General features: G+C 64.1%; 26 protein-coding genes. 10 read left to right on the top strand and 16 right to left on the bottom strand.

Translation table 11 applies throughout. The annotated features are described in order from the left end of the window. Window positions 1-21: 21 nt before the first annotated feature. The 6 genes from X728_RS138810 to X728_RS138835 form a co-directional block, all read right to left on the bottom strand. Window positions 22-372 carry a cupin domain-containing protein gene (locus X728_RS138810; protein WP_023672949.1) on the bottom strand — a complete coding sequence of 117 codons (351 nt, stop codon included), beginning with the start codon at window positions 370-372 and terminating at the stop codon, window positions 22-24. Continuing rightward, a complete protein-coding gene (locus tag X728_RS138815) occupies window positions 369-1643 on the bottom strand; it encodes a glycosyltransferase (protein ID WP_023672948.1) in 1275 nt (424 codons plus the stop codon). The genes X728_RS138810 and X728_RS138815 overlap by 4 nt, the downstream gene beginning before the upstream one ends. Before the next feature lie 9 nt (window positions 1644-1652). Next, window positions 1653-2726, bottom strand: a complete 1074-nt coding sequence (locus X728_RS138820) for an ABC transporter ATP-binding protein (RefSeq protein ID WP_023692047.1) — start codon at window positions 2724-2726, stop codon at window positions 1653-1655. Continuing rightward, window positions 2723-3514 carry an ABC transporter permease gene (locus X728_RS138825; protein WP_023672946.1) on the bottom strand — a complete coding sequence of 264 codons (792 nt, stop codon included), beginning with the start codon at window positions 3512-3514 and terminating at the stop codon, window positions 2723-2725. The genes X728_RS138820 and X728_RS138825 overlap by 4 nt, the downstream gene beginning before the upstream one ends. Window positions 3515-3700: 186 nt before the next feature. Next, window positions 3701-4543 carry an ABC transporter permease gene (locus X728_RS138830; RefSeq protein ID WP_023672945.1) on the bottom strand — a complete coding sequence of 281 codons (843 nt, stop codon included), beginning with the start codon at window positions 4541-4543 and terminating at the stop codon, window positions 3701-3703. A 94-nt stretch (window positions 4544-4637) separates the two neighbouring features. Continuing rightward, window positions 4638-5702, bottom strand: a complete 1065-nt coding sequence (locus X728_RS138835; RefSeq protein ID WP_023685711.1) for a spermidine/putrescine ABC transporter substrate-binding protein — start codon at window positions 5700-5702, stop codon at window positions 4638-4640. 234 nt (window positions 5703-5936) lie between these two features. On the opposite strand from X728_RS138835, the gene X728_RS138840 reads away from it, so the two are divergent. From X728_RS138840 to ggt, 5 genes are read left to right on the top strand one after another with little or no spacing between them, the layout of a single operon-like run. After that, entirely contained in the window at window positions 5937-6875 is a 939-nt protein-coding gene (locus tag X728_RS138840) for a GntR family transcriptional regulator (RefSeq protein ID WP_023832995.1), read from the top strand. A gap of 10 nt (window positions 6876-6885) precedes the next feature. Further along, the gene (locus X728_RS138845) at window positions 6886-8163 is read left to right on the top strand and encodes a glycosyltransferase (RefSeq protein ID WP_023826301.1); all 1278 of its coding nucleotides are present in this window, start codon (window positions 6886-6888) and stop codon (window positions 8161-8163) included. Between the two features lie 14 nt (window positions 8164-8177). After that, window positions 8178-9560, top strand: a complete 1383-nt coding sequence (locus X728_RS138850) for a glutamine synthetase family protein (RefSeq protein WP_023832994.1) — start codon at window positions 8178-8180, stop codon at window positions 9558-9560. Between the two features lie 2 nt (window positions 9561-9562). Beyond that, complete coding sequence (locus X728_RS138855; protein ID WP_031196044.1) at window positions 9563-10864, top strand: FAD-binding oxidoreductase; 1302 nt, start codon at window positions 9563-9565, stop codon at window positions 10862-10864. 35 nt (window positions 10865-10899) lie between these two features. Continuing rightward, complete coding sequence (gene ggt, locus X728_RS138860; protein ID WP_023819654.1) at window positions 10900-12486, top strand: gamma-glutamyltransferase; 1587 nt, start codon at window positions 10900-10902, stop codon at window positions 12484-12486. Between the two features lie 22 nt (window positions 12487-12508). Here ggt and X728_RS1000000170640 read toward each other — a convergent pair whose 3' ends face one another. The 5 genes from X728_RS1000000170640 to X728_RS138880 all read right to left on the bottom strand — a co-directional run bounded on the left by X728_RS1000000170640 (window position 12509) and on the right by X728_RS138880 (window position 16894). Then, window positions 12509-12673: a hypothetical protein gene (locus tag X728_RS1000000170640; protein WP_023701459.1), complete on the bottom strand. Its 165-nt coding sequence runs from the start codon at window positions 12671-12673 to the stop codon at window positions 12509-12511. Continuing rightward, window positions 12670-13725, bottom strand: a complete 1056-nt coding sequence (locus X728_RS138865; protein WP_023685718.1) for an ABC transporter ATP-binding protein — start codon at window positions 13723-13725, stop codon at window positions 12670-12672. The genes X728_RS1000000170640 and X728_RS138865 overlap by 4 nt, the downstream gene beginning before the upstream one ends. An 11-nt stretch (window positions 13726-13736) precedes the next feature. Next, window positions 13737-14573 (bottom strand): carbohydrate ABC transporter permease, encoded by an 837-nt coding sequence (locus tag X728_RS138870; protein ID WP_023832992.1) that lies wholly within the window; start codon window positions 14571-14573, stop codon window positions 13737-13739. 10 nt (window positions 14574-14583) lie between these two features. Next, the gene (locus tag X728_RS138875; protein ID WP_155923309.1) at window positions 14584-15513 is read right to left on the bottom strand and encodes a sugar ABC transporter permease; all 930 of its coding nucleotides are present in this window, start codon (window positions 15511-15513) and stop codon (window positions 14584-14586) included. 67 nt (window positions 15514-15580) lie between these two features. Continuing rightward, the gene (locus X728_RS138880; RefSeq protein WP_023672935.1) at window positions 15581-16894 is read right to left on the bottom strand and encodes a sugar ABC transporter substrate-binding protein; all 1314 of its coding nucleotides are present in this window, start codon (window positions 16892-16894) and stop codon (window positions 15581-15583) included. A gap of 237 nt (window positions 16895-17131) precedes the next feature. Here X728_RS138880 and X728_RS138885 point away from each other — a divergent pair, with 237 nt between their 5' ends. The 5 genes from X728_RS138885 to X728_RS138905 are packed head-to-tail and all read left to right on the top strand — an operon-like array spanning window position 17132 to window position 22169. Beyond that, window positions 17132-17809 carry a hypothetical protein gene (locus X728_RS138885; RefSeq protein ID WP_023832991.1) on the top strand — a complete coding sequence of 226 codons (678 nt, stop codon included), beginning with the start codon at window positions 17132-17134 and terminating at the stop codon, window positions 17807-17809. Further along, window positions 17809-19266 (top strand): FGGY family carbohydrate kinase, encoded by a 1458-nt coding sequence (locus X728_RS138890; protein WP_023832990.1) that lies wholly within the window; start codon window positions 17809-17811, stop codon window positions 19264-19266. Before X728_RS138885 ends, X728_RS138890 begins: the two co-directional genes overlap by 1 nt. Before the next feature lie 14 nt (window positions 19267-19280). Beyond that, on the top strand, window positions 19281-20573 hold the full coding sequence (locus tag X728_RS138895) for an iron-containing alcohol dehydrogenase (protein WP_081732506.1): 1293 nt from the start codon (window positions 19281-19283) through the stop codon (window positions 20571-20573). A gap of 7 nt (window positions 20574-20580) precedes the next feature. Further along, window positions 20581-21384: an HAD-IIB family hydrolase gene (locus tag X728_RS138900; protein ID WP_031196038.1), complete on the top strand. Its 804-nt coding sequence runs from the start codon at window positions 20581-20583 to the stop codon at window positions 21382-21384. A 2-nt stretch (window positions 21385-21386) separates the two neighbouring features. Further along, a complete protein-coding gene (locus X728_RS138905) occupies window positions 21387-22169 on the top strand; it encodes a DeoR/GlpR family DNA-binding transcription regulator (protein ID WP_023832987.1) in 783 nt (260 codons plus the stop codon). Between the two features lie 10 nt (window positions 22170-22179). On the opposite strand, the gene X728_RS138910 is transcribed toward X728_RS138905, so the two are convergent. Genes X728_RS138910 through X728_RS138925 form a run of 5 tightly spaced genes read right to left on the bottom strand, consistent with a single transcriptional unit; the run spans window position 22180 to window position 26273 of the window. Next, a complete protein-coding gene (locus X728_RS138910) occupies window positions 22180-22689 on the bottom strand; it encodes an L-2-amino-thiazoline-4-carboxylic acid hydrolase (protein WP_023832986.1) in 510 nt (169 codons plus the stop codon). After that, on the bottom strand, window positions 22686-23471 hold the full coding sequence (locus tag X728_RS138915; protein WP_023832985.1) for an ATP-binding cassette domain-containing protein: 786 nt from the start codon (window positions 23469-23471) through the stop codon (window positions 22686-22688). Before X728_RS138915 ends, X728_RS138910 begins: the two co-directional genes overlap by 4 nt. Further along, a complete protein-coding gene (locus X728_RS0136265) occupies window positions 23468-24463 on the bottom strand; it encodes an ABC transporter ATP-binding protein (RefSeq protein ID WP_031196036.1) in 996 nt (331 codons plus the stop codon). Before X728_RS0136265 ends, X728_RS138915 begins: the two co-directional genes overlap by 4 nt. Further along, a complete protein-coding gene (locus X728_RS138920) occupies window positions 24460-25290 on the bottom strand; it encodes an ABC transporter permease (RefSeq protein WP_023832982.1) in 831 nt (276 codons plus the stop codon). The genes X728_RS0136265 and X728_RS138920 overlap by 4 nt, the downstream gene beginning before the upstream one ends. Continuing rightward, window positions 25287-26273 carry an ABC transporter permease gene (locus tag X728_RS138925; protein WP_023726422.1) on the bottom strand — a complete coding sequence of 329 codons (987 nt, stop codon included), beginning with the start codon at window positions 26271-26273 and terminating at the stop codon, window positions 25287-25289. The genes X728_RS138920 and X728_RS138925 overlap by 4 nt, the downstream gene beginning before the upstream one ends. Window positions 26274-26399: the final 126 nt, after the last annotated feature.

Raw genomic sequence — 26399 nt, 5'->3', positions numbered from 1 at the left:
ATTGGGAAGCTCCGTTGCTGTTCAAGCCAGCATGTAGACGTTGCGCATGGTCTCATGCACGGTGCATTCGCCTGTCCAGCCGGCAGGGAACATGACCACGGTCCCGGCTGCGACTTCTACCACCTCCCCGGCATCCGACCGGTACGTCGCGCGGCCGGCGACGAAATGGCACAATTCGTCGCGCGGAATCGAGAGCCGCCAGCGGCCGGGCGTGCAGACCCAGATGCCGGATTCCGGCTGGTTGTTGGGTCCTTTGTGGACAAGCCTGCCGGTCGAGTGCGACGCGCCGTCGAGCGCGTCGGACTGGGCGCCCCAGTCGACGAGGTCGGTGCGGGTGGAGGCTTGGTAAAGGTGCGGGGCGGAGGAGGTCACAGCAACTTCTCCAGCAACCCTGCGGCCTTTTCCGGTCCGTTCTGTGCCCGCATCTGCGACGAGGTCTTCGCCAGCTTGGCCTTCATCTTGGGGTCGGTCAGGCAAGCCTCGATCCTGCTGACCAACTGGGCGTCGCTCCAGTCGTAGCGCGGCATGCCGAAGCCGTGGCCGGTTTCCTGGACGCGGGTGGCGTTGTCGTGGCCGTCCCAGACATAGGGCATGATGATGGCCGGCTTGCCGAAATAGAGGCACTCCGTGAACGAGTTGTTGCCGCCATGGTGGATGACGGCATCGACCTGCGGGATGACTGAAGGCTGCGGAAACCAGCTCTCGACGATGACGTTGTCCGGCACATCCGTGTACAGGTCCTTGTAGCCGCCGACATTGACCAGCGCGCGGTAACGGGTCTTGCCCAGTGTTGTGATGATGCGCTTCAACAAATCGACATCGCCAGCGCCGAGGCTGCCGAAGGAGACATAGAGCAGCGGCCCGTCATTGTTCTCGGCGAAGGTCGGCACGGCGTATGGCTTTTCCTGCCGCACGCAGCCTTCGAGATACTGGAATTTCGTCGTATCAAGCGGATGGCGGCGTTTGAACTTTGCCGCTTCGGGATAGAGCAGCAGATTGAGATAGGGCGAGGCCTCGAAGAACTGACCGACCGGGTATGGCGCTTCATTGTTTGCGGTGAGGAAGGCGTTGAAGTCGTCGTGGATGGGCTTGATCACCGCATTGAAATGATCGCGATAGCGCTGGTGGCCGACATGGTCGTTCTCGCCGCAACCGGAGAGATGCGGCGGGATGTCCTCATCCTCGATCTCGTTTTCCGAGCAGGAGATGACGCGCACCCAAGGCTTGCCGAACTGTTTGATGGCCGGAAACAGGATGACATTGTCGACGCAAATGACATCAGGCTTGATGGCGGCCAGGACTCGCGGCAAATCCTTCTGCGCCCATTTGGCGCTGTCGACAATCGCGGTCCAGCAATCCTTCACGTAATTGTCGACCTGATCGTAGGGCGATTTGCGGAAGTTCGGGATGTGGCCGTTGATGAAGTCTTCCCAGAATTTCGCCATCTGCTCGGGCGGCATCGGCTCCGACAGGTTCACCGGATGCGCTTCGAAGCCGTAACCCTTGTAGACATCGACAAAGCCGGGGTCGGACAGGAACACTGCCTTATGGCCGCGCGCCTCGACGGCTTGCGCGATGCCGACCGAATTGAGCGCCGGGCCGTAGGCCGCTTCGGGAAAAAACGCGATCGTCTTCTGCGCCATCAAGCTCTCCTATTCCTGAAAAATTCTGACATCGGCGGCGTCCCAGCCGAGTTCGACCTGATCGCCCGACGAGACCGGCCGGCGGTCGGCGGCATCGGCGGTGACGCGCACCAGAAATGGTTTTGGCGACAGAGGCGTGCGGACATGCAGCTGCAGGTCGAGCCCGTGATAGGCCAGCGCCTCAACCGTGCCGGCGATGCGGTTGGCGGTCTCGGCTGACGGGAACAGCCGGATGCGCTCGGGTCGCACCGAAGCGACAGCGGAAGCGCCGGGTGTGAGCTTGGCGGGAACCTTGCCGGTGATGCGCGCGCCGTTCGCGGCGATCACGCCATCCGCAGACATCTTGCCCGGTACGAAATTCATCACGCCGATGAAGTCGGCGACGAAACGGTCGGTGGGATGCTCGTAGATCACGTGCGGCGTGTCGCATTGCAGCAGCTGGCCGTCCTTGAGCACCGCCATGCGGTCGGCCATGACGAGTGACTCTTCCTGGTCGTGGGTGACGATGACGAAGGTGATGCCGACTTCGTGCTGCAGGCGCTTCAGCTCCATCTGCATGGCGCCGCGCAGTTTCTTGTCCAGCGCGCCCAGCGGTTCGTCGAGCAGCAGCAACCGAGGCCGTTTGACCAGCGCGCGGGCGAGCGCGACGCGCTGCTTCTGGCCACCCGACAATTGCTCAGGCTTACGGTCGGCGAAGGGGACAAGCTCGGTGGTGGCCAGAATGGCCTCGACGCGGGAACGGATTTCAGCTTTCGGCAAGCGCTCCATCTCCAGCCCGTAGGAGACATTGGCGCGCACGCTCATATGCGGGAACAGCGCGTAGGACTGGAACATCAGATTGACCGGCCGCTTGTTGGGCGGGGTCCGGGCGATGTCTTTGCCATCGAGCAGTATGCGGCCGTCGGTTGGCGTCTCGAAGCCGGCCAGCATGCGCAGCAGCGTGGTCTTGCCGCAGCCGGAGGGTCCAAGCAGCGCGAAGAACTCGTTTTCGCGGATGTCGAGCGAGATGCCGTCGACGGCGGTGACCCGGCCGAACTTCTTCGAAACGTTATCAATGGCCAGCAGCGTGCGCGGTTCGCTCATTGGCCGATGATCCCACGGTTGAGCCGCTGCGACAGGGTCAGCGCGGTGATGGATACCGCCATGACGATGGTCGCCAGCGCGTTGATCTCCGGCGTGATGCCGAAGCGGATCATGGCGTAGATCTGCATAGGCAGCGTCGTCGAGGCGCGGCCGGCACCGGCGGTGAAGAAGGCGATGATGAACTCGTCGACCGAGAGCGTGAAGGCAAGCAGAGCGCCGGCAATCACTGCCGGCGCGATGACCGGCAATGTCACACGCCGGAAGGTGGTCAGAGCCGAGGCGCCGAGGTCGGCGGAGGCCTCGACGATCGACCAGTCGAAACTCTTTAGCCTTGCGCGCACCACCGAGCAGACGAAGGCGAGGTTGAAGACGACATGGGCGAGGATGATGGTGTGCAGGCCCATGGTCAGGTTTAGCATGGAGAAGAACGACAGCAGAGCGATCGCCAGGACGATGTCGGGGATGATCATCGGTGCGAAGATCAGCGCCTCGAGACCCCTGCCGTATTGCCGGCGCATCTCGATGCCGATGGCCAGCAGCGTGCCGAGCAGCGTGGCGATGGCCGTGGAGACCAACGCCACGATCAGCGTGTTGAGCGCAGCGGAAAGGATGGCGGAATTGCCGGCCAGCGAGGCATACCATTTCAGCGAAAAGCCCGACCATGCCGTCGGCAATCCGCCTTCGTTGAAGGACAGCGCCACCAGCACGGCGATGGGGATGTAGAGGAAGGCGAAGACGAGGGTGAGGATCGTCCGCATGCCGAGCGTACGGGTGAAGGAATGGGTCATCGCCGGCCTCCGACAATTGGAAGGCAAGCGAACGACCAGAGTCCTTCTCCCTGTTCACGGGTAGAAGATACCGGCAGGCAGATGAGGGGCAGCGCTGAGCGTCGCAAAGGTTGACGCCGCCCCTCATCCGCCCCTTCGGGGCACCTTCTCCCGGTGAACGGGGAGAAGGCAAGAATTGCGCAGCGCTCAGCCATCGGCGTCACCCTTTGCCTCAGCCGCACGCCCCGCGGCGCGGTCGGCGGCGAGCGCCTGCGCCATCAGCACCAGAAGCATGATGGCGATCAGCGCCATGGCGAGCGCTGCGCCGAACGGCCAGTCATTGGCAGTCAGGAACTGGTCGTAAACGAGGTTGCCGATCATCTGGAAGCGGCCGCCACCGAGCAGCGCCGGGGTGACGAAATTGCCGATCGACAGCACGAAGACGAAGACAGCACCCGCAGCGATGCCGGGCACGGTCAGCGGCAGGATGACACGTCGGAAAGTGGTGGCAGCGGAGGCGCCGAGATCGCGCGATGCCTCGGCCAGTTCCGGGTTGAGGCGCGACAGCGGCGCGTAGCAGGCGAGGATGACGAAGGGCAGATAGTTGTAGACGAGGCCCGCGATGACCGAGCCTTCGGTATAGAGCATCGAGGGCGGTTCGCCGGTGTAGCCGAACCAGCGCAGCAACTGGGTGATCAGCCCTTCGCGGTTCAGCAGCACGATCCAGGCATAGGTGCGGATCAGATAGTTGGACCAGAACGGCAGCACGGCGAAGAACAGGAAAATTGGCTGCCACCGGCGCGGTGCGGCCGCGATCGCATAGGCTGCGGCATAGCCAATCACCACCGCAATCAAGGTCGCGGTGCCGGCGATACGTGCTGAGTTGAGGAAGATGCCGGCATAGAGCGGGTCGAAGACCAACCCGAAATTTTCCAGCGTCAAAGTGTAGTCGATGCCGCCATAGACGCCGCGCCGGAAGAAGGCGAGCGCCAGCACCAGGGCGCATGGCACCACCATCAGCGCGGTCAGCCAGACCAGCGCCGGGGCCATCAGCAGAGAGGAACGAAGTCGGGTCTGGGACAATTTCTCGGGTACCGCTCAGGGCCGGCGGCAGAAGTGCTGCCGGCCGTGAAGTCTGCGCCGCTTACTGCGCGGCCTTGATCTCGCTGACGATCTTGGAATAGTCGCGCTGGGCTTCGCCGACGTCACGCAACTGCTCGAACTTGACGAGATCGGCCACCGGCATCGCCATGTTGGGGAATTTGGCCAGGAAGTCGGCCGGCAGGCTTTCCATCGCCGGCTTGTTCGGCACCTTGTAGTCGATGTTCTGCGCCGCCCAGGCGTGGTTCTTGGCGTCGAGCATGAAGTTGATGAACTTGAAGGCGTCGTCCTTGTGCTCGGACGCCTTCATCACCACCATCGTGTCGACCCACAGGTCCGAACCTTCTTTAGGGATGACGTATTTGATCTCCGGCTTGTCGGCGATGCCGTAATTGCACCAGCCGTCCCAGGCCTGCACCATCAGCGCCTCGCCGGAAACCAGCTTGGAATAGAAGGTGGTGTCGTCATAGGCGAGCAGGGTCTTCTTGGCGGAGATCAAGAGGTCCTTGACCTCGGCCATCTTGGCCGGGTCGGTCTCGTTGACCGAATAGCCCTTGTCGAGCTGCCCGGCGGCCAGCAGCCAGCGATCGGTCGCCAGCATGGTGGTCTTGCCCTTCATCTCGTCGGAAGGGGCGAGCAGGTCGCTCCAGCTCGTGGGCGCCGTCTTGACAAGGTCAGAGCGGTAGCAGAGGCCCGTCGTGCCCCAGGTGTAAGGCACGGAGAAAGCGTTGCCGACATCGTGCGGCAGCTTGGTCGCTTCGGGATAGAGGTTGGCGAGGTTGGGGATCTTGGCATGGTCGATCGGCTCGGTCAGGCCAAGCTTGTTTAATACTTCGGCGAAGGGCGAGGAGACGAAGACCACGTCATAGCCCTTGCCGCCGGCGGCAATCAGCTTGCCCATGATCTCTTCATTGGTGGCGTGCACCACCACTTCGCCGGCAACGCCGGTGGCGGTCTTGAAAGCGGCCATGGCGTCGGGTGCCATGTACCCATCCCAGTTCGAAATAACGAGGTCGGCTGCGGCGGCCGGCACCGAGAGCGTCAGGGCGAGACCGAGAGCGATTGAGGATGTATTGAGCGCACGGCGCCGCAGGCTGGTAGCGGTCATGGCAGTCTCCCATTCGGTTTGATCGTCGAAATCATTTGCCGGACCAAGGCCGGCGACGCGCGCGCCTGCCTTGATCCTGTTCCCTCGGTCTTTTCTCGCCGATTGTGCCGACAGTACTATTGCAGAAAAAAGTACGTCAATCCATAATCTGTCAACGACGGAGGAATTTGGCCGATTGTCCCTGTTCCGGCGATCAGCCAGACCAATGCGCCACATTCGCATTCGAGAAAAGTCATGCAAGCCGTAGCCAGACGACCTCGCACCAACCATCTCGATCTGGCGCAGCGCATCCTGGATGTGGCGCGGCAGCGTGGCTTCGAGCCTGGCGCCCGCCTGCCCGAACAGCAGATCGCCTCGCTGTGCAATGTCTCGCGCACGCCCGTACGCGCCGCACTCGGCCTGCTCGCGGAACGGGGCGTGGTGCGCTGGGAGGCCGACAGCGGTTATCATCTGACGGTCGACCTCGCCGCCCAGCCCGCCATTGCCGCCGAACTACCCAGTGCGGAGGAAGACGAGCTCGCCGAAGCCATCCTGCGCGACCGCTCGGCGCGACGGTTGGACCAGACGGTGACCATCGCGGGGCTGATGCGACGCTACGACGCTGATCGCAAGACGGTACTAAAAGCACTTAACAAACTGACCGACGAGAATCTTCTGGATCGTGCGCCTGGGCAATCCTGGTTGTTTCGCCGCGCGCCGGACGATCCGGAGGCGCAAGGCGAAAGCTACGAGTTCCGCCTGCTGCTGGAGCCGGCGGCCATCCTGACGCCAGGCTTTCGGCTGGACGGGGCGCGGGCAGCAATGTTGCGGCAAGGCATGGAAGCGCTTGCAGCGCTGCCGGACGAGACATTCGACACGCGCGAGTTCCAGCGGCTGGACATGGATTTTCATGGCATGATCGCCGAGGGCTGCGCCAACCGTTTTGTGTCGGATGCATTGGCCGATCATCTCCGCCTGCGCCGGCTGCCGGGCATCTATTCCGGCGTCAACGTGTTTCGGCTGCGGCAATCGTTGCGCGAACACTCGGGCATACTCGACTATCTTGAAAGCCGGCAGTATGAGGTGGCTGCCGATCTGCTTCGCATCCACCTGCGGCTCTCCCGCAGCCAGCGACCGCAAGCAGCCAGCCGCGGAGCTCCCGCACTGTTCGGCATGATCAGCCGGCCGGATTGAAGAGGAATAATTGACGCGTAAAGCCAGCCCGACCATCGCGCTGTTTCCCGAAGCCAGTTTCGGCGCCGCGTTGAATTGCGTCGGTATCGCACAGGCATTGCGCGCACGGGGCGCTCGCCCCGTCTTCATCTGCCATGCCGGCTTCTCCGGCGTCTTTACCGACTATGGCTTCCAGGAATACCATCTGCCGACGGATGAGCCGCTGAGCGACAGCGACCGCCAGAGCTATTGGCAGGCCTTCGTGCGCCGGCACCTGCCGCATTTCCGGCTGAGCCCGATCGACCAGCTCGAGACCTATGTCGCGCCGACCTGGCAAGCGATCGTCGACACCGCCGTCAACGCCGAGGCGCCGCTGCGCCAATTGCTGGCGCGGCTGAAGCCGGACGCGGTGGTGCTCGACAACGTCATCATGTTCCCGGCGATCGCCGCCGCCGGCTGCCCGTGGGTGCGCGTCGTCTCCTGTGCCGAGACGGAACTGCCGGATGCCGAGGTGCCGCCCTATCTCTCGGGGATGGGTGCCGACGACCCGCAACGTGCGGCGTTCGAAGCGCGCTATCTCGCGGCCTCCGCACCCGCGCATGAGTGCTTCAACCGTTTTCGCGCGGATGCCGGCCTGGCGCCGTTGCCCAAGGGCCTGTTCCTCGAGACATCACCCGACCTCAATCTGCTGCTGACGCCAGCGATCGTACGGCGTGAGCGGGCCGAGCCGCTCGACCCCAAACGCTTTGTCTATCTCGAAGGCTGCGTGCGTTCGGAAGGGCCATTCGAGGTGCCGGTGTTTCCGCGCAATTGCGGGCCGCTGGTCTATGTCAGCTTCGGCAGCCTCGGCGCGATGGATGTCGGGCTGATCGAGCGCATGCTCGCCGTCTTCGACAGGCTGCCGGCGCGCTTCATCGTCAATGCCGGCGGCCTGCGCGACGCCTATCGCGCGGTGCCGGACAATGTCTATCTCGACGCTTGGTTTCCGCAGCCTTCGGTGGTGGCGAAGTCGGACCTGTTTATTCATCACGGAGGAAACAACAGTTTTTGCGAGGCGCTGCGCTTCGGCGTGCCGTCGCTGATCATGCCCTATTGCTGGGACGGACATGACAATGCGCAACGCGCGGGAGAGACGGGCGTGGGCGACCATATCGGCCGCGACGCCTGGACCGAAGGGGGATTGGAGAGAGCCATTCTCGGCCTGCTGGCCGACGATGCGATGCGCGCCCGCCTCAGGGACAATGCTGCCAAGATGGCGCTGACCCCTGGAACGGATGTGGCCGCGCAAGCCATACTCTCTCTCTCATAGGTACGTGAACCAAAATGCAGGACAAAAATACCAACACCGCTCTCTTCACCGGCAACGATCCCAAGGCCTGGCTCGCCCAGCACGGCATCACGGAGGTCGAGTGCCTGGTGCCCGACATGAATGGCGTGCTGCGCGGCAAGGCGCTGCCGACGGTGAAATTCCTCAAGGCGCTGGAAGACCGCGCACTCTACCTGCCGAGCAGCGCTTTCCTGGTCAGCATCGATGGCCGCTACTCCGGTTCCATCGACGAAGGCTTTGCCTATCAAGACCCGGATATGCGCATGGTGCCTGATATGTCGACGCTGTGCCTGGCGCCGGGCGGTGGCGTCGGCAAAGCCTATGTCTTCGCCGACGCCTTCCACATGCAAGGCAAGCCCTGGATGGCCTCGCCACGACATGTGCTGCGCGCCGTGCTCGATCTCTACCGGAAGCGCGGTTGGCGCGCGGTGGTGGCGCCGGAAATCGAATTCTATCTGACCGCGCCCAATCCGAATCCCGACCAGCCGCTGACGGCACCGGTTGGCGCCAATGGCCGCGCCGAGGGCTCGCAGCATCCCTACGACATGGTGGCGCTGGAAGAATTCGAGCCGGTGATAAGGCGCGTCTATGATTATGCCGCAGCCGCCGGCCTGCCGCTCGACACGCTGATCCATGAATCGGGCACCGCGCAGCTGGAGATCAATCTGCTGCACGGCGACGCGGTGCCACTCGCCGATCAGGTGCTGCTGTTCAAGCGGCTGACTCGCCAAGCGGCGCAGCAGAGCGGCATGCACGCCACCTTCATGGCCAAGCCGATCGCCGCGCAGGCCGGCAGTTCGATGCATCTGCACATGTCTGTCGTCGATGAAACGACAGGCGCCGCGCTGTTTGCCGACAGAGATGATGCAGACACCGAAATGTTCGGCCATTTCATCGGCGGCCTGCAGAGATATGTGCCCGAGATCATGCCGCTGTTCGCACCCAACGTGAACTCGTTCCGCCGCATCCGGCCGAACCACAGCGCACCGGCCAACATCGAATGGTCGCATGACAACCGCTCTTGCGGCCTGCGCGTGCCGGCAGGTGGCCGCGCCGCCCGGCGGGTAGAGAACCGCTTGCCGGGAGCGGATTGCAATCCCTATCTGGCGATCGCCGGTTCGCTGCTTGCCGGCTATCTCGGCGTCGAGCAGAAGCTGGCGCGCTCGGCTGAGGCCTCGGGCAATGCCTACAAGATCAAAAGCACGCTGCCGAAAACGATGGAGGAGGCGCTTGATCGTTTCATTGCTTGCGAGCCGGTGCGGGCATTGCTCGGCGACGATTTTTTCCAGACCTATCTGCGCGTCAAGAGCGTCGAACTCGACCTGTTCCAGAGCGTGGTGACGAGCTGGGAACGCGACCATTTGCTGCTGAAGGTGTGATCATGGCCTCCGGCTCAACGGGTTTCAATTCGAGCCTCGATATCGGCAATTCCTATTATGTCGCCACCGCCAATCCGGCGCCGAACCATCCGGCGCTGGTGGGAGATGTCGGCGCCGATCTGGTGGTGGTCGGTGGCGGCTGCACCGGCCTGTCGGCCGCCCTTCATGCCGCCGAGCGCGGCCTGAAGGTGGTGCTGCTCGAAGGCGGCAAGATCGGCTGGGGCGCGTCGGGCCGCAATGGCGGCCAGATGATCCCCGGCCTGCGCAAAGGCGCCAAGGGGCTGGTCAAGCTCTACGGCCCCGAGCGGGCGAAGGCGCTGTTCGACCTCGCCTTCGAGGCGCGGGGCCTGGTGCTCGACATCATCGAGCGCCACGCCATCGACTGCGATCTGCGGCTGACCGGCCATCTCGTCGGTGCCGTTAATGGCTCCGACCTCAGGGATCTCGAAGACGAGGCCAAATGCCTCGAGAGCGTGATGAAGTTCCGCGACGTCGAGATCCTGTCGGCGGCGCAGGCACGCGGCAAGGTGGACACGCCCTATCATGGCGCGATGTATGAGTCGCTCGGCGGCCATATGCATCCGCTGAACTACACGCTCGGCCTTGCCCGTGCCGCCGTGGCGGCCGGTGTCGTCATCCATGAAAATTCCGTCGCGGTAAAGCTGGAGCGCGAGCCTTCGATCCGGGTCTCGACGGCGCAGGGGTCGGTAAGGGCCAAACATGTCGTGCTGGCCGGCGACGCGCTGCTGCATGGGCTGGAGCCGCGCGTCAACAGCCGCATCATGCCGGTAGGCAACTATATCGTCGCCACCGAGCCGCTGGAGGGCAAGCGCAATGTGATCCCGGCCAATGTGGCGGTGTCCGATACACGCTTCGTCGTCAACTACTACCGCATGTCGGCGGACGGTCGGCTGCTATTCGGCGGCGGCGAGCGCTACACGCCATCGCCGCCGGCCGACATCGCCGGTTTCGTGCGGCCGCACATGGAGGCCACCTTCCCGCAACTGAAGGGCTGCCGCATCGATCATGCCTGGGGCGGTCTGGTGTCGGTGACCACGTCGCGGCTGCCGCATGTCGGGCACTATGGCGAGGTCTATTTCGCGCATGGCTATTCCGGCAAGGGCGTCATCCTGTCAACGCTGTCGGGCAAGCTCTTGGCCGAAGCGATTATGGGCGACGCCTCGCGGCTGGACCTGTTCTCGACGCTGACGCCGATGCCGTTCCCGGGCGGTACGGCGCTGCGGGGCTTGCTCTATGTGCTGGGGATGTTGTGGTACGCCATGCGCGACCGCATCAAGCATTGAGGTTACTACCGGCGGGTGGATCATCAGAGGATTGCATGCGTGATTTTCAACTCACCGGACGCTCGCCGGTTCGCGCGACAGAAGCGATGGCGGCGACATCGCATCCGTTGGCGACGCTGGCGGCTATCGACACGCTGCGCTCTGGCGGCAACGCCATGGATGCTGCCGTCTGTGCGGCGGCAGTGCAAGGGGTGGTCGAGCCGCAATCGACCGGCATCGGCGGCGACTGTTTTGTGCTCTACAGTCCCAAAGGCGAGGGCGAGGTGCTGGCCTTCAACGGCTCGGGGCGGTCGCCTGCTGCTGCAAATGCCGATTGGTATCTGGAGCGGGGCCATAGCGAACTGCCTGCGGCCGGACCGCATGCCGTCACCATACCAGGCGCCATCGATGCATGGTGCCGGCTACTCAAGGACCACGGAAAAAAGGGCATCGACGCCGCGCTGGCGCCAGCCATTCGCTATGCCGAACAAGGCTATGTCGTTCATGATCGCGTCGCCTTCGACTGGGCCGACGAGGTCGCCCTGCTCTCAGCCGATGAACATGCCGCGCGCATATTCCTGCCCGAGGGAAGGGCGCCGCAAGCCGGCGATGTGCATCGGCAGCCGCACTTGGCGGACACCTTGCGCATCATCGCCAACCGAGGCCGTGCAGGGTTTTATGAAGGTGAAGTCGCGGACGATCTGGTGGAACGTCTTCGCGCGCTGGGCGGGCTGCATGCATTGGAGGATTTCGCCGAGACCCAAGGCGACTACGTCACGTCGGTGAATACGTCCTATCGCGGCTACGATATCCATCAGATGCCACCGAACAATCAGGGCATGACGGCGCTGATCATGCTGAATGTGCTTTCGGGCTTCAGCCTTGGTTCGTTGGAGCCGAACAGTGCCCAGCGGCTGCATCTCGAGATCGAAGCCGGCCGGCTTGCCTACCAGGACCGCGATACTTTCATCGGCGACCAGGATTTCGTCCAGGTCCCCGTCGAACAACTGCTGTCGGCAGCTTATGCGGAGCGGCTGCGCGCCGCCATCGATCCGGCTCTCGCCATGACGCATCTGCCGCGGCTTGAGCTGCCGCGCAGCGACACCGTCTATATCTCCGTGGTCGACCGCGACCGCAATGCAGTCAGCTTCATCAACTCGACCTTCGGTTCCTTCGGCAGCGGCGTCGTCGGTCCCAAGACAGGCGTCGTGCTGCAGAATCGCGGCAGCAGTTTTCGCCTCACGGAAGGCCATCCAAATCGTATCGCGCCGCGAAAGCGACCGATGCACACCATCATGCCTGGCATGGCGACGCGAGGGGGTAAGGTGGTGATGCCGTTCGGGGTGATGGGCGGCGGCTACCAGCCGTTCGGCCATGTCCATCTGTTGACCAACATGATCGATTTCGGGATGGACCCGCAGCAGGCACTGGATGCGCCACGGGTGTTCTACAAGGACAATGCCGTGCTGGCCGAGCGCGGGATTCCGGCTGAGGCGATCGCCGGCCTCCGTCAGCGCGGCCATCAGGTTTCGATCGCCGAGGAGCCGCATGGCGGCGGCCAGCTGGTGCTGATCGATTGGGAAAAGGGCACGCTCACCGGTGCCTCCGATCCTCGCAAGGACGGTTGTGCGCTGGGCTACTGATCTGCGTTGCTGGAATGCGCATTCAGAACCAGATCAGCCAGACAAGCTGCAGGGTTACCAGTGCAATGGCGTCCCAGAAGATGAGTTCGCCTGTCGAGAACCAGCGCCGCGACCGGTTGAAGCTGTAGAACAGCCACCAGACCAAGGCTGCGGCGGCCAGCGGCACCAAAGCGAGCAGCGTGCTCACGGCAGCCGCGCTCCCGACACAGCATCGAATGTGTGCAGCGCTGCCGGCGGAAAGCGTAGATAAAGCGGCTGGCCGGGATCGAAAGCGCGATCGTCATTCACAGTCCTGACGATCAGCGCGTTGGCCTCGCTATTGGCGAAGATCAGCACGTCCGGCTCGACCGGTTCGACGACGTCGACGGCAAACAGGATGGCGTCGCCGGCAGTCGCGTCGACAAGCTGGATCTGCTCCGGGCGAATGCCGAGCACGATGGGACCATCAGGCTTTCCCGGAAGCGGGCAAGTGAAACCGCTGGCGTGGAAGACGCCGGCGCGGACATCGCCATCGAACGTGTTCATCGCTGGACGGCCGATGAATTCGGCGATGAAGCGATTGGCAGGCCGCCGATAGATCTCGCGCGGGTCGTCGTACTGGATCAGTGCGCCTTCGCGCAACACCGCGACCCTGGTCGCCAGCGTCATCGCCTCTTCCTGGTCGTGGGTGACGAAGACGAAGGTCTTTTTCAGCTCGCGATGCAGACGCTTCAGCTCGGTGCGCATGTGGAGCCGCAACAAGGCGTCGAGATTGGACAGCGGCTCGTCCATCAGACAGAGGCTCGGCTGCCAGACGAGTGCGCGGGCCACAGCCACGCGCTGCGCCTGGCCGCCCGACAATTGCGAAGGGCGGCGGTCGAGGTAACGGGTGATTTCGAGCAGCTCGGCCATGGCGCGGACGCAGCGGTCAAGCTCGGCGGCCGGCATCTTTCGGATGCGCAAGGGATAGGCGATGTTCTCGTAGACGCTCTTATGGCTGTAGAGCGCATAGTTCTGGAACACCATGCCCATGCCGCGCAGGCGCGGCGGCAGGTCGGTGACATCGAGGCCCTCGACCATGATGCGCCCGGCGGTCGGCCGCTCCAGCCCGGCGAGCAGCCGGCAGGCTGTCGTCTTGCCGGAACCGGACGGGCCGAGCAGAACCAGGAATTCGCCGGGCTCGAAAGCAAGATCGAGCGCCTGCAGCGCCACCGTCCCGTCCGGGAAGGCCTTGGTGACGCCGTCGAAAACAATTGCCATACAAGATCCCTTCAACCCTTGACCGCGCCGAAGGTGAGGCCGCGGACGAGCTGTTTCTGGACAAGGAACGTGAAAAGCACGATCGGCAGCGTTGCCACGATCGCGACTGCCGCGACCTGTCCCCAGAGCGTGCCATGCGGCGTCACCAGCCCCGGTATGCCGACGGTCAGCGGCCGCCCGTCGAAAGCGACGAGGATGAAGGCATAGAGGAACTCGTTCCACGACAGGATGAAGCAGAGCACCGCTGTGGCGCCGATGCCGGGTGCGGCCAGCGGCGCGACGACGAAGAAGAATGCGCCGAGCCGCGAGCGGCCGTCCATCATCGCGGCCTCGTCGATCTCCCTGGGGATTTCGGCGAAGAAGCCGCGCATCATCCAGACGACGAGCGACAGGTTGAAGGAGGTGTGGGCGATCACAACGGCGTAGATGGTGTCGATCAGGCCCAGCGAGGTGAAGAACAGGAACAGCGGCACGGCGATTGAGATCGGCGGCGCCATGCGCGTGGTCAGGAAGAAGAAGAACAGGTCTTCCTTGCCGGGAAAATCCGAGCGGGCAAAGCCATAGGCCGCTGGCGCGCCGATGACGATGCAGAGTATGGTCGACGACNACACCGAGATCAGCACCGAATTGATCGCCAGCGGCCAGTATCCCTTGTCGATGAAGACGGCGGGATAGTTGGCAAGCGTCGGCGAAAAAATCCATTTCGGCACAGAAGACAGAAGATCGACGCGGTTCTTGAACGACGCCAGCACCATCCAGACATAAGGCGTCAGCGCCACCACGACGGCGACGAGCAACACCGCCCAGGCAAAGCTTTTCCAGGCGCGGTTGGTGGACTGATCGATCATCGCAGCGCCCTCAAAACGCCCCCACCTGCTTGCGGCTCGACCAGTAGACGGCCTTGTAGAAGACCGAGCACAGGATCAGCACGACGAGATAGATCATGAAGGCGACCGCGGCGCCGTAGCCGAGGTCCCAGTTACGGAAATTGACGCGGTAGGCGTAGATCGAGACCAGCTCGGTCAGCGTTCCCGGTCCGCCGCCGGTCATCAGGAAAACCTTGTCGAACTCCTTGAAGGCGTCGATGCCGCGCAGCAGCAGCACGAGCGCGATGACCGGCCGCAGCAGCGGCAGCATGACGTTTCGGAAAATCTGGAACGGTTTGGCGCCATCCATCATCGCCGCCTCGAACGGCGCGCGCGGCAGGCTCATCATCCCGGCGAGCATGATCAGGGTGACGAAAGGCGTCCACTGCCAGACATCGATGGCGACGATGGTCGGAAACACCAGGTCGGGTGCCGAAAGCACCGCCGAATTCTGCGCCAGCAGGCCGACCTTGCGCATGTAGAAGGTGAGCATGCCGAAATCGCCCTGCAACAGCAGCCGCCAGATCAGCCCGACGGCGACCGGCGCGATCATCATCGGGATGAGCAGCAGTGTGGTGAGAAGCCGCTGGCTGGCGACGAAGCGGAAGATCAGGAAGGCCAGCGCAAAGCCGAGCAGGAATTCCAGGCCGACGGCGATGATGACGAATTTCAGCGTCAGCAGGAACGATGCCCAGAAGAATGGGTCGTTGCGCATCAGCTTGCGGAAATTGTCGAAACCGACGAAGGCGCCGGCATGGCTGGCGTCGGCGAAGCTGAGGTCGGTCAGCGCGGTGTAGACCATGTAGTAGAACGGGCCGACCAGGAAGACGACGACGAGCAGCGTCGCCGGCAGCATCAAGAGCGGCCCCACCCCACGGTCGAGAAGCGGCATTCCGCGCGGCGATGGAGTGCGGTTCGTCACGGGCGTTTCCTGCGGACAAGAACGGCTACCCGCTTGTGCGGGTAGCCTCTGCGCGACATCTCAAGGCCTATCGTGCCGGATAGGTCATGGGTGCGCAAGAACCGAGCAGTGTCGAGATGTCGGTGGCGGCGGTGTCGAGGGCGGCCTGCGCCTCCTTTTCGCCGGCGAGGTAGGATGACAGTTCGCGCACTAGTATGTCGGTCATCTCGGCCGATTGCGGCAGCGTCGCCTTCGGCACCGCATGCTCGTTGGCCTCCATCGAAGCCTTGGCATAGGGCAGCTTCTGCACCTCGGCGGAGGCATAGACATCCGGCCGACCTGAAGCGCCGCCATTGAGATGCTGTTCGAGCTGGCGGTCATAGCCCATCATCCACTGGACGAAGAGGAAGGCGGCCTGCTGGTTCTTCGAATAGACCGGGATGAGATAGGTCCAGCCCTCGACCTGGCCGATCTTCCCGCCGTCGCCTTGCGGCACGAGATCGAAGCCAACCTTGCCGACCACGGTGGAGGCCGTGGTGTCGACCGACACGGCATAGGTTGCGTCGTTCCACATGATCAGCTCGGCGACCTTGGCTTGCTGCATCAGCGCCATGACATCATCCCAGAAATAGTTGAGGCTGTCCGGCGGCGAGAATTGCAGCAGGCTCTTGTAATATTCGAGCGAGGCGACGGCCTTGGGGCTGTTGACGATGACCGGGCCGCAGGCCGAGCCGCTCTTCACGTCGAGCACGTCGCCGCCGAAGGAATAAAGGAAATTGAGCCACTCATACCACAGTGCCTCATGGCGCTTGCCCTGCAGGGCGGTGCCGTAAAAACCCTGGTCGGGGCGATAGAACCATTCGGCGATATCGCGGTATTGCTTCCAGTCCTTGGCGGGAGCGAGGCCGTAGCCATACTTGGCCTTGAAGCCTGCCTGCTCCTTGGGATCGGCGAGCAGGTCCGAGCGATACCACATGAACATGTTGAGCACTGTGAAGGGGAAGCCGTACTCCTTGCCGTCATACCAGGAGATTTCGTGCCAGGCGGTCTGGTAGAGCTGCTTCTCCGGCTCGAAGCTCGGATCGCGCAAAGCCGGGTCGGCCATCATCTTGGCGATTTCGACCAGATGGTTGTTGGTGGCGAACTTGCCGAGTTCGCGATGCGGCTGGATGATGACGTCGTAGCGGCCGCGGTGCGAGTTGAGATCGAGCTGCACCTTGTTGACGGCTTCCGAGTGCTCGTACATCTCGACTTCGACATGGATGCCGGTCTGTTTTTCAAACTCCGGCGCCATCTTCTTCAGCGCTTCGAGCGGCGGCAGCGCCTCGCCGACCATGCGGATGGTCTGGCCGCTATAGGGTTTCGACGCCTCTTTCAGATCCCACGCGTCCGCTTGTGTCACTTGCCACGTCAGGGGCCACACAAATACGACTGCGACGAGCAGTCTGGACGCGGTACGTCTCAGCGGCTTGAGCATTCTTCCCTCTCCCTAGAAGTCGTGCCTGGCGGGCCGGCGCCCGTTTTGTCATAAAATGTGTGGTACTGCAAATCAAAATGTGGCACCTTGCAACAAATGGTTGGGAGGTTTTAACAGACCGGCAGCAAACCGGCTTTCCCGACCAGGCGAGGGACCTTTCGGATGGACTTCATCTTCATGCTGACGCGCAACGATCGCACGGTCGAGGACTCTCTCGACCTGGTCGATTTGATTGAGCCGGTCGGCCTGAAGCATGTCGGCTTCAAGGATATTGGCGTCGCGCCGGATGTGCTGCGCAAGCTCGCTGTCGCCATTGGCCGGACAGGCGCCACCACTTACATGGAAGTTGTCTCGACGACGGCTGAGGCCTGCCTTAATTCCGCGCGCATCGCCAGGGATCTCGGCATCCAGCGCCTGCTCGGTGGTACCCAGGTCGACGAGATCATGGCGTTGCTGGAGGGGAGCGGCACCGAATACTACCCTTTTCCCGGGCGGCCGGTCGGCCATCCGACCAAGCTCGGCGGTTCGGCCGAGGATGTCGAGGCCGACTGCCGGGCCTTCGCCGAGAAGGGTTGTGCGGGATGCGACATCCTCGCCTATCGCGCCACCGAGGCCGACCCGGCCGAACTGGTGCGCGCAGCCCGGCGCGGGCTTGGTCCGTCGCGGCATCTGATCGTCGCCGGCGCTGTGGCATCAGCCGATCGGATCAAGGCAATCAAGCTGGCCGGCGCCAACGCTTTTACCATTGGCACAGCGGTTTTCGATGGCTCCTATTCGCCGACGAAAGGTTCTATCCTCTCGCAACTGCGGGATGTCCTCGCGGATTGCGAGCGTGTCTAATGCCAGTCATCGGCATCGATCTCGGCACACAAAGCCTAAAGGCGATCGTTGTCGATGACGAATTGCGGCTGCGTGGCGAGGCCGCTGTGTTGTACCAGCCGGCCTTCCCGGCGCCCGGCTGGGCCGAACAGAACCCGGCGCTGTGGCTGGCGGCGCTCAAGCCGGCCATTGCCGGCGCGCTCGACAAGGCTGGGCTTGCGCCGTCCGACATCAAGGGTATTGCCATTGCCGGCCAGCTCGACGGCTGCGTCGCGGTCGATCGCAATGGTGAGGCGCTGGCTCCGTGCATCATCTGGATGGACCGGCGGGCGGCAGGAGAGATCGCCGGCATCGACCCGGACTTCATCCGTGAGCGCACCGGTCTCGTTCTGGACGCCACCCATATGGCGGCGAAAATCCGCTGGGCCGCGCGCAACCTGCCCGAAGCGCGCCGAGTGGCGCTCTGGCATCAACCGGTATCATTCGTGGTCGCAGCGTTGTGCGGTCGTGCCGTCATCGATCACGCGCTGGCCTCGACGACCATGCTCTATGGGCTGAAGGAGCACAATTATGCCGGCGATCTGCTGGCGGCCTTCGACATCGATGCACATAAATTGCCCGGCATCGACGATGCATCTGAGATCGCCGGCGCCTTGACCCACGCCGGCGCCGAGCTCACCGGTCTTCCTGTGGGCACGCCGCTGGCGGTCGGCACCGGCGATGATTTTTCGGCCGCCATAGGCGCCGGGGTTGTCGTGCCCGGTGTCGTCGCCTGCAATCTCGGCACGGCCGAAGTGGTCGGCGCGGTGTCCGGCACGCTTCGCCTCGACCCCGGCGGCCTGGTCGAGACCCATGGCTTTCTCGGCGACGGCTATTTCATCTCCAATCCCGGATGGCTCTCGGGCGGCGCGGTGACGTGGTTTCTAACAACCTTCGGCGTCGATTCGCCGGCGGCGATGTCGGAACTGGCGGCGACGGTGGTTGCCGGCAGCGACGATTTGCTGTTCTTGCCCGCGTTGTCCGGTGCCATGGCGCCGCGCTGGATCGCCGAAGCGCGTGCCGCTTTCTACGGCCTGACATCCTTCCACGGCAAAGCCGCTTGTGCCCGTGCCGTGCTGGAGGGCTGTGCCTTTGCCATGCGCGACGTGGTCGACCGGCTGGACGATCTCGATATCGCGACGGATCGCATCCGGCTCTCAGGCGGTGGCGCGCGCAGCCGGGTATGGGCGCAAATCCGTGCCGATGTCAGCGGCAGGCCGGTCGAGATCGCGGGTGCGGCCGATGCCTCGCCGATCGGTGCGGCAATCCTTGCCGCCGCAGCCATCGGCCTTACCTCCTCAGTGCAGCAGGCGGCTGAAAGGCTGGCCGGCCACATCGAGACGATCGACCCTGATCCTTCCGCCAAGGCCACCTACGACAGAAGTTACCGCCGGTATCGCACCTTGTTCGATGCCCTGACCCCGCTTCATGCTGACTGACCGGACTGCATCCTATGTCCAGACAAATGCTCGATCGCCTTATTGCCGGCACGCTGCCTGACCCGGATAGCCAGGGAATGCTGTCGGTGCCGCTGAAGACCATCGTCATAGGGCGCGGTCTCGGCGACGAAGCCGATGCGCTGGTCAAGCCACTGCCGCTCGGCCGCAGGCTCGCCGTTGTCATGGATGCCGACACAAGGCTGGCTCTCGGCGAGAGAGTGTCGATTGCGCTGCGCGGCTCCAGCGATGTCGACAAGATCATCCTGCCGCGCCATCCGCATCCCGACATGGACGCCGTGCGATCGGTGATCGCCCGCACGAAAGACGCCAGCGGTCTGGTCGCGGTCGGATCCGGCTCGATCAATGACATCACCAAATATGCCGCCCATCTGACCCAAAAGCCCTATGCGGTGTTCGGCACCGCGCCGTCGATGAACGGCTACACCTCGGTGTCTGCGGCAATCACAGAGGACGGCCTGAAGAAATCGCTGACGGCGAGCCTGCCGGTCGGTGTCTTCCTCGATCTCGATGTCATGGCGCGAGCGCCGCACCGGCTGATCGCTGCCGGCTTCGGCGATTCGATGGCGCGGCCGACCGCGCAGACCGATTGGCTGATGGCGCATCTTTTGCTCGGCACGCCCTACCGGGAGGCGCCATTCATGCTTCTGGCCGAGGACGAGGAGGCGCTTATCGCCAAAGCCGGCGAACTCGGGACCGGCGACATTGAGGCGATGGAAGTGCTGGTGCGCACGCTGGTCATGTCGGGCCTTGGCATGACTTTGTGCGGCGGCTCCTATCCGGCCAGTCAGGGCGAACATCTCATCGCCCACTATATCGACATGCGGGGCCAGGGATTGCCCGAAGCGCATCACGGCGAGCACATAGCGGTGACGACGTTGACGATGGCGCGGCTGCAGGAACGCGTGCTGGCGCTGCGGGAGCTGCAGCTCGCGCCCTCCGCCGATACGCCAGATCGCTTCATCGAAATCTTCGGCGAAACGCTCGGACGTTCCTGCTGGGCGGCATTCAAGCCCAAGCTGCTGGACCGCGAACGGGCGGACGCTGTCAACACCATGCTGGCCAGGCAGTGGCGCTCGCATCGCGAAAGGCTGCTGCGGGTGGCACGCCCGGCGCGCGAGATCGCGGCAGCACTGCGTGCCGCCGGCGCCCCAACCACGCCGCAAGAGGTCGCCATACCGGCTGGCTTCTACGACGAGGCGGTCGCCAATGCGCGGCTGATCCGCGACAGGTTCACCATGCTCGACGTCGCTGCTGCCTCGCTCGAAACGGTTGCGGCGGGAGCCTGAGCGGGTGCTGCGTCCGCTCACCGACTTCACCGTGCCGGACCGGCGCAACATCGCTGTCGTGCTGACCGACATAGACGACACCTTGACCGACAAGGGGCGGTTGCCGGCAAAAGCCTATGTGGCGCTCGAGCGGCTGAAGCAGGCCGGCTTCATTGTCGCGCCGGTTACCGGCCGCCCTGCCGGCTGGTGCGACCTGATAGCCCGGCAATGGCCGGTGGACGGCGTGATCGGCGAGAACGGCGCCTTCTATTTCCGCTACGACGACGCCAAAAAGCGGATTGTTCGCCACTACGCCAAGAGCGCTGCCGAACGGCAGGCCGATGCCGCGCGCCTCAAGGAGATCGAGCAAACCGTTCTGCGCGAAGTTCCGGGTGCGGCGGTCGCGGCCGACCAGGCCTATCGAGAGGCCGATCTGGCGATCGATTTTTGCGAGGACGTGGCGCCGCTGCCCAAAACCGAGGTTCTGAAGATCGTCGGCATCTTCCAGCGCTATGGCGCGACGGCGAAAATCTCGTCCATCCACGTCAATGGCTGGTTCGGCAAATACGACAAACTGTCGACAAGCCGGCTATTCTTGCGGGACTGTTTTGGTATAGATATCGACCACGACAAGGACAGCATTGTCTTCGTCGGCGATAGTCCAAACGATGCACCAATGTTCGGCTTCTTCCCCAACAGCGTCGGCGTCGCTAATGTGCTGGACTTCGCCGGCGAGCTTCCGGCGTCTCCCGCCTTCGTCACACGCGGGCGCGGCGCGAAGGGATTTGCCGAGTTTGGCCACGCGCTGATTGCTGCAAAGGGAATGGAATAGTCATGGACCAAGGCCGACTGACGAAGAAGGAGCGGCACGCGCTTATCCTTTCGGAAGTGCGCCGGTCGGCGTCAATACGCATCTCCAAGCTCGCACGGCGCATCGGCGTCGCTGGCGAGACCATCCGCCGCGATCTCATCGAACTCGGCGATGCCGGGCTGATCAACCGCACCTATGGCGGTGCGACGATCTCGCTGGTGACATCAGAACCGGTGATTTCGGAGCGTGGCCTGACCCTGATCGAGGAGCGCGCCCGCATCGGCCGCGGCGCGGCAAGCTTTGTCGAGAAGGGCCAGATCGTGATGATCGATGGCGGTTCGACCACCTATGAGGTGGCGCGCAACCTTTCGCAGCTGAAGCGCGACCTGACTATCATCACCAATTCCACCGGCGTGGCCTCGGTGGCGGGCGCCAATCCGACCTTTCGGGTGCTGCTCTGCCCCGGGACCTATGATAGCCGGGAAGGCAGCGTGTTGGGCGAAGACACCGTCGAGTTCCTGCGCCGCTACAATGCCGACGTCGCCATTATCGGCGCATCGGGGATAAGCGCCGATGGTCCGAGCGACATGATCTCGGGCGCCGCGGCCGTTAAACGCGCAATGATATCGCGTTCACTGTCGACGGTGCTGGTGGTGACCCACGACAAGTTTGGCCGCAGCAGTCTGGAACGCATCTGCGGGCTCGATGACATTGCCGATATCGTCACCGACAGCGAACCGAAGGCCGACCTGCGCACTGCTGCCGAACAGGCGGGCACGGAGCTGCATGTGTTTGCCGCCGACTGATCAGCATTGGCTATCCGGCGGCATCCCGGTTGGTCAGCGCGATGTGGCAGCAGCCGGGGCCGTGGCCCGGCGTCCAGGTGACATTGTCGAAGCGCACGCCCGTTGCCTCGAACAGACCACGGTCGAAAGCGCCGGCGATGCGGCAGAGCGTGGCGAGTTTTTCATCACCGACACCGGCCTCGACCCAGGCGTCCTTCAGCGGACAACGCTTCACCTTGAAGGCGATGTGGTCCGGCCCGCGCTCGACATCGGTCGGATACATCAGGCCGCCATCCGGGCTGACGGCCAAAAATGCCTCGCCGATGGCCGGCGCGTCGTTAGGTCCGAAGCGGGCGAAGGCGGCCGCCGCCACCTCCTTGCCGCGCTGCTCGATGGTGCGGATCATGATCGCCTCGGCCTTTTCCGCGCCGAGTTCGCCGGTCAGCTCGTCGAGAAACAGACGGTAGAGATCGGCGCGGTTACGGAAGGCGGAATCGAGTTCGCGCGAGAGTTTTTCGGCTCTGGCTTCTCGTTCGGTCATGGTACTTGCCTGCTGCTTCTGTCCAATCTTGGCGCCGCCGCAACCAGCGCCTTGCCGATTGCCGATTGCGGCGCGTCGACTACGTTGCGGGCGTCGCCGCTCTCGGCGATCCGCCCGGCGTCGAGAAGAACGACGCGGTGGGCCATGGCCCGTACGACGCCGAGATCATGCGAAATGAAGAGATAGGCGATCCGTTCCCTGGCTTGCAGGTCGAGCAGCAGCTCAAGGATTTGTCCGCGCACCGAAACGTCGAGCGCGGACACCGCTTCGTCGAGCACGATCAGCGACGGTTTGGTCGCGATGGCTCGGGCGATGGCGACGCGCTGGCGCTGGCCGCCGGAGATTTCGTGAATGGCGCGCGGGGCGAGATCGGCTGCCAGCCCGACGCGATCCAGCAAGGCAGCAATGCGGGCCGGCCTCTCGGCGCGGGAAGCGATGGCATGGATGCGCAAGGGATCGTCAAGCACGCGAGCCACCGTGGCGCGCGGGTTGAACGCGGCGAGCGGATCCTGGAACACCATTTGCAGGCGCGCGCGCTTGGTGCGCAGGGCCGCACCCTTCAAGAGCAGAAAGTCATCGCCTTCGAACTGGACGGTGCCGGCGTCGGGCTCGATCAACCTAAGCACCAGCCGCGCGATCGTCGACTTGCCGCTGCCGGAGGGCCCGGCCAGCGCCAGCGTCTCGCCGGGTTCGATGGCGAAGGAGACACCGTCGACGGCCGCGATGGCCTTGCCGCCGCGGTGGTAATGCCTGGTGAGGCCGGAGACAGCGAGCACGCTCATGCCGGCGCCCGTCGTAGCAGCGGATCGGCGTCGAGGCCGAGATGGGCGTCGAGCAGCGTTCGCGTATAGGCATGGCGCGGGGCGTTTATGATTTGCTCCGTCGGGCCGAGTTCGATCAGTTCGGCGTTCCGGAATACAGCGATACGCTCTGCGAGTTCGGCGGCCAGCGCGATGTCGTGGCTGATGAACAGCAGCGTCATGCCGTCCTCCGCCACCAGTTGCCGAATGAGGCTGACGATTTCGGCTTGCACAATGGTGTCCAGCGCGCTGGTCGCCTCATCGGCGATCAGCAGTTTCGGACCGGCTGCAATGGCCGCGGCAACAGCAACGCGCTGCTTCTGGCCGCCGGAGAGCTGGTGCGGGAAAGCACGCATGGCGGTTTGTGGGTCGGGCAGCCGGACACGTTGGAGCAGGGTTTTGGCTTTGGCGTAAGCTTGTGGCCAGTCGAGGCCGAGGTGGGTGCGGGCGATTTCGGCGATCTGTTTGCCGACGGTCATGACGGGGTCGAGGCTGGCGGAGGGGTCCTGGAAGACGAAACCAATGTCGCGGCCGGGAAGGGGGCTTGCGACGGATAGTTTGCGCTCTACGGCGCCCCCCTCTGTCCTGCCGGACATCTCCCCCTCAAGGGGGGAGATTGGCAGCTTTGCGTCCAGCGCTCTTCCTGCAATGCCAGTGATCGGCGAAAGCGCAGATGAGACCTTAATCTCCCCCCTTGAGGGGGAGATGTCCGGCAGGACAGAGGGGGGTGCCTTGACGCCTGCCTCTCCTGTAGATCTCAGGAACCAATCGATCCTTCCCTTAACCTTGGCTGACCCCGGCAGCAGTCCAGCCACCGCCAGCGCCAGCGTGCTCTTGCCCGAACCGCTTCCGCCAATGATCGCCAGCCGCTCGCCGGCAATAACATCCAGGCTGACCCCCTTCAGCGCCGTAACCTCGCTGCCATCTCGCCGATAGCGCACCGACAGATCGCGTATCTCAGCCAGTGCGGTCATGACAGGCTCCTCCGCACCGCCGTCGTTTCGACCACGCCTTCGCCGGCGAGATAGACGCCGAGCACGGTCAGCACCAGGGCAATGCCCGGAGCGATCGACAGAAAGGGCGCGGTTCGCAGCACAGTGCGGCCCTCGGCAATCATGCCGCCCCAAGTGACGCGATTGGGGTCGCCGAGACCAAGGAAGGACAGCGCCGCCTCGGTGAGGATCGCCGCCGCCACGATCACCGAGGACAAGGCCAGCACCGGCGGCAACGCGTTGGGAAGCACTTCGCGAAAAGCGATCTCAAGCGGATGCATGCCGATGACGCGAGCGCCGGCGACGCAATCGCGCTCGCGGATCGACAGCACTTCGGCGCGGGCTACACGCGCCGGTCCGGTCCAGGCGCCAAGCGCTATTGCCGTGACGACGACGCCGAGCGACGGCCCGACGACACTGACGAAGGCCAGCGCCAGGAGAAAACTCGGCACGGTCTGGAAGGCATCGGTGATGCGCATCAGCCCCTCGTCCACAAGGCCGCCGGCAAAGCCCGCCAGCGTGCCGACGACCGCGCCGATGAAGAGTGCCGCCGCTGCCGCCGCCAGGCCGACCGCCAGCGAGGTGCGGGCGCCGTGGAACAGTTCGGCCAGCACGTCACGGCCGAGCCGGTCGGTGCCGAGCGGCAGCGACCAGTCCTGCAACGGCGGCAGCAGTGCTGGTCCGGCAATGGCCTGCGGGTCGCCGGGGAAGAGCAGCGACGCAAACAGCGCCATGGCGAACAGAAGCGCCAGGATGATCGCGCCGGCGACCGCTTCCGGCCGGCGCAGGAACCGCGGCAGCGCGCTCACGCGCTGGCCTCGCTGGCGCCGACGCGCGGGTCGAGGAAGGCGTAGGCGATGTCGACTGCAAGGTTGACGGCAATGACGAGGACGGCGCTGGTGAGGATGATGCCGAGCAGCAGCGGCGTGTCGCGCGAGGCGACCGCTTCCTGCGCCAGCCGGCCGAGGCCGGGCACGGCAAAGACGCTTTCGATGACGACGCTGCCGCCCAGCATCTGCGCCGATTGCAGGCCGAGCATGGTGACCAGCGGCAAGAGCGCATTGCGGGCGACATGGGCGAGCACGATGCGGCGGCGCGACAACCCCCTGGCGCGGGCGGCGAGCACAAAATCCTGCCGCCACGCCTCGGCCATGCCGGCGCGCATCATGCGCAGATAGAGCGCGAGATAGATGAAGCCGAGCGCGGAAACCGGCAGGACGAGGTGGACGGCGATGTCGGTGGCGCGGTCAAAACCGGTCTTGTCCGAGGCCAGGCTCTCGATGCCGCCGATCGGCAGCCAGCGCAGGTCGACGGCAAAGACGACGATCAGCACCAGGCCGAGCCAGAAGCCGGGCACGGCATAAAGCGCCAGCGAGCCGATCGACAGGAAGCGGTCGCGAAAGCTGCCGGGTCTGGCGCCGGCGTAGATGCCGAGCGCCGAGCCGAGCCCGAAGGAGAGCGCGGTGGCGGTGACCATCAGGAGCAGTGTCGTCGGCAGGCGTTCCAGGATGACATCGCGAATTGGCCGCGAGAAGGTAACGGACTGGCCAAGGTCGAAATGCAGCAGCGCCCAGAGGTAGTTGGCGAGCCGGGTCAACTCGGACTGGTCGAGGCCCCAGCGATGGCGCAGCAATTCGATCATGCCGGCATCGCCACCGGTCGAGACGATGTAGGCGTCGACCGCGTCACCGGGGGCGGCTTCCAGGAGGAGGAATGTGCCGATGATGACGATCAGCAGCACGAAGATGCTGCCGACGAGGCGACGGCGAATGAGGGTGAGGGCACGGGTCATGGGAAAGGCATAGCGCTGCGCCAGTCGAGAGAGGTGCGGTGTCTAGGCACCCCCCTCTGTCCTGCCGGACATCTCCCCCGCAAGGGGGGAGATTGGATGTCGCCTCTGCCTTCGCCAATCTTCGAT

It is taken from the genome of Mesorhizobium sp. L103C119B0 (assembly GCF_000502235.1).
Taxonomy (GTDB): domain Bacteria; phylum Pseudomonadota; class Alphaproteobacteria; order Rhizobiales; family Rhizobiaceae; genus Mesorhizobium.
This window is presented reverse-complemented; position numbering and strand designations above follow the sequence as displayed.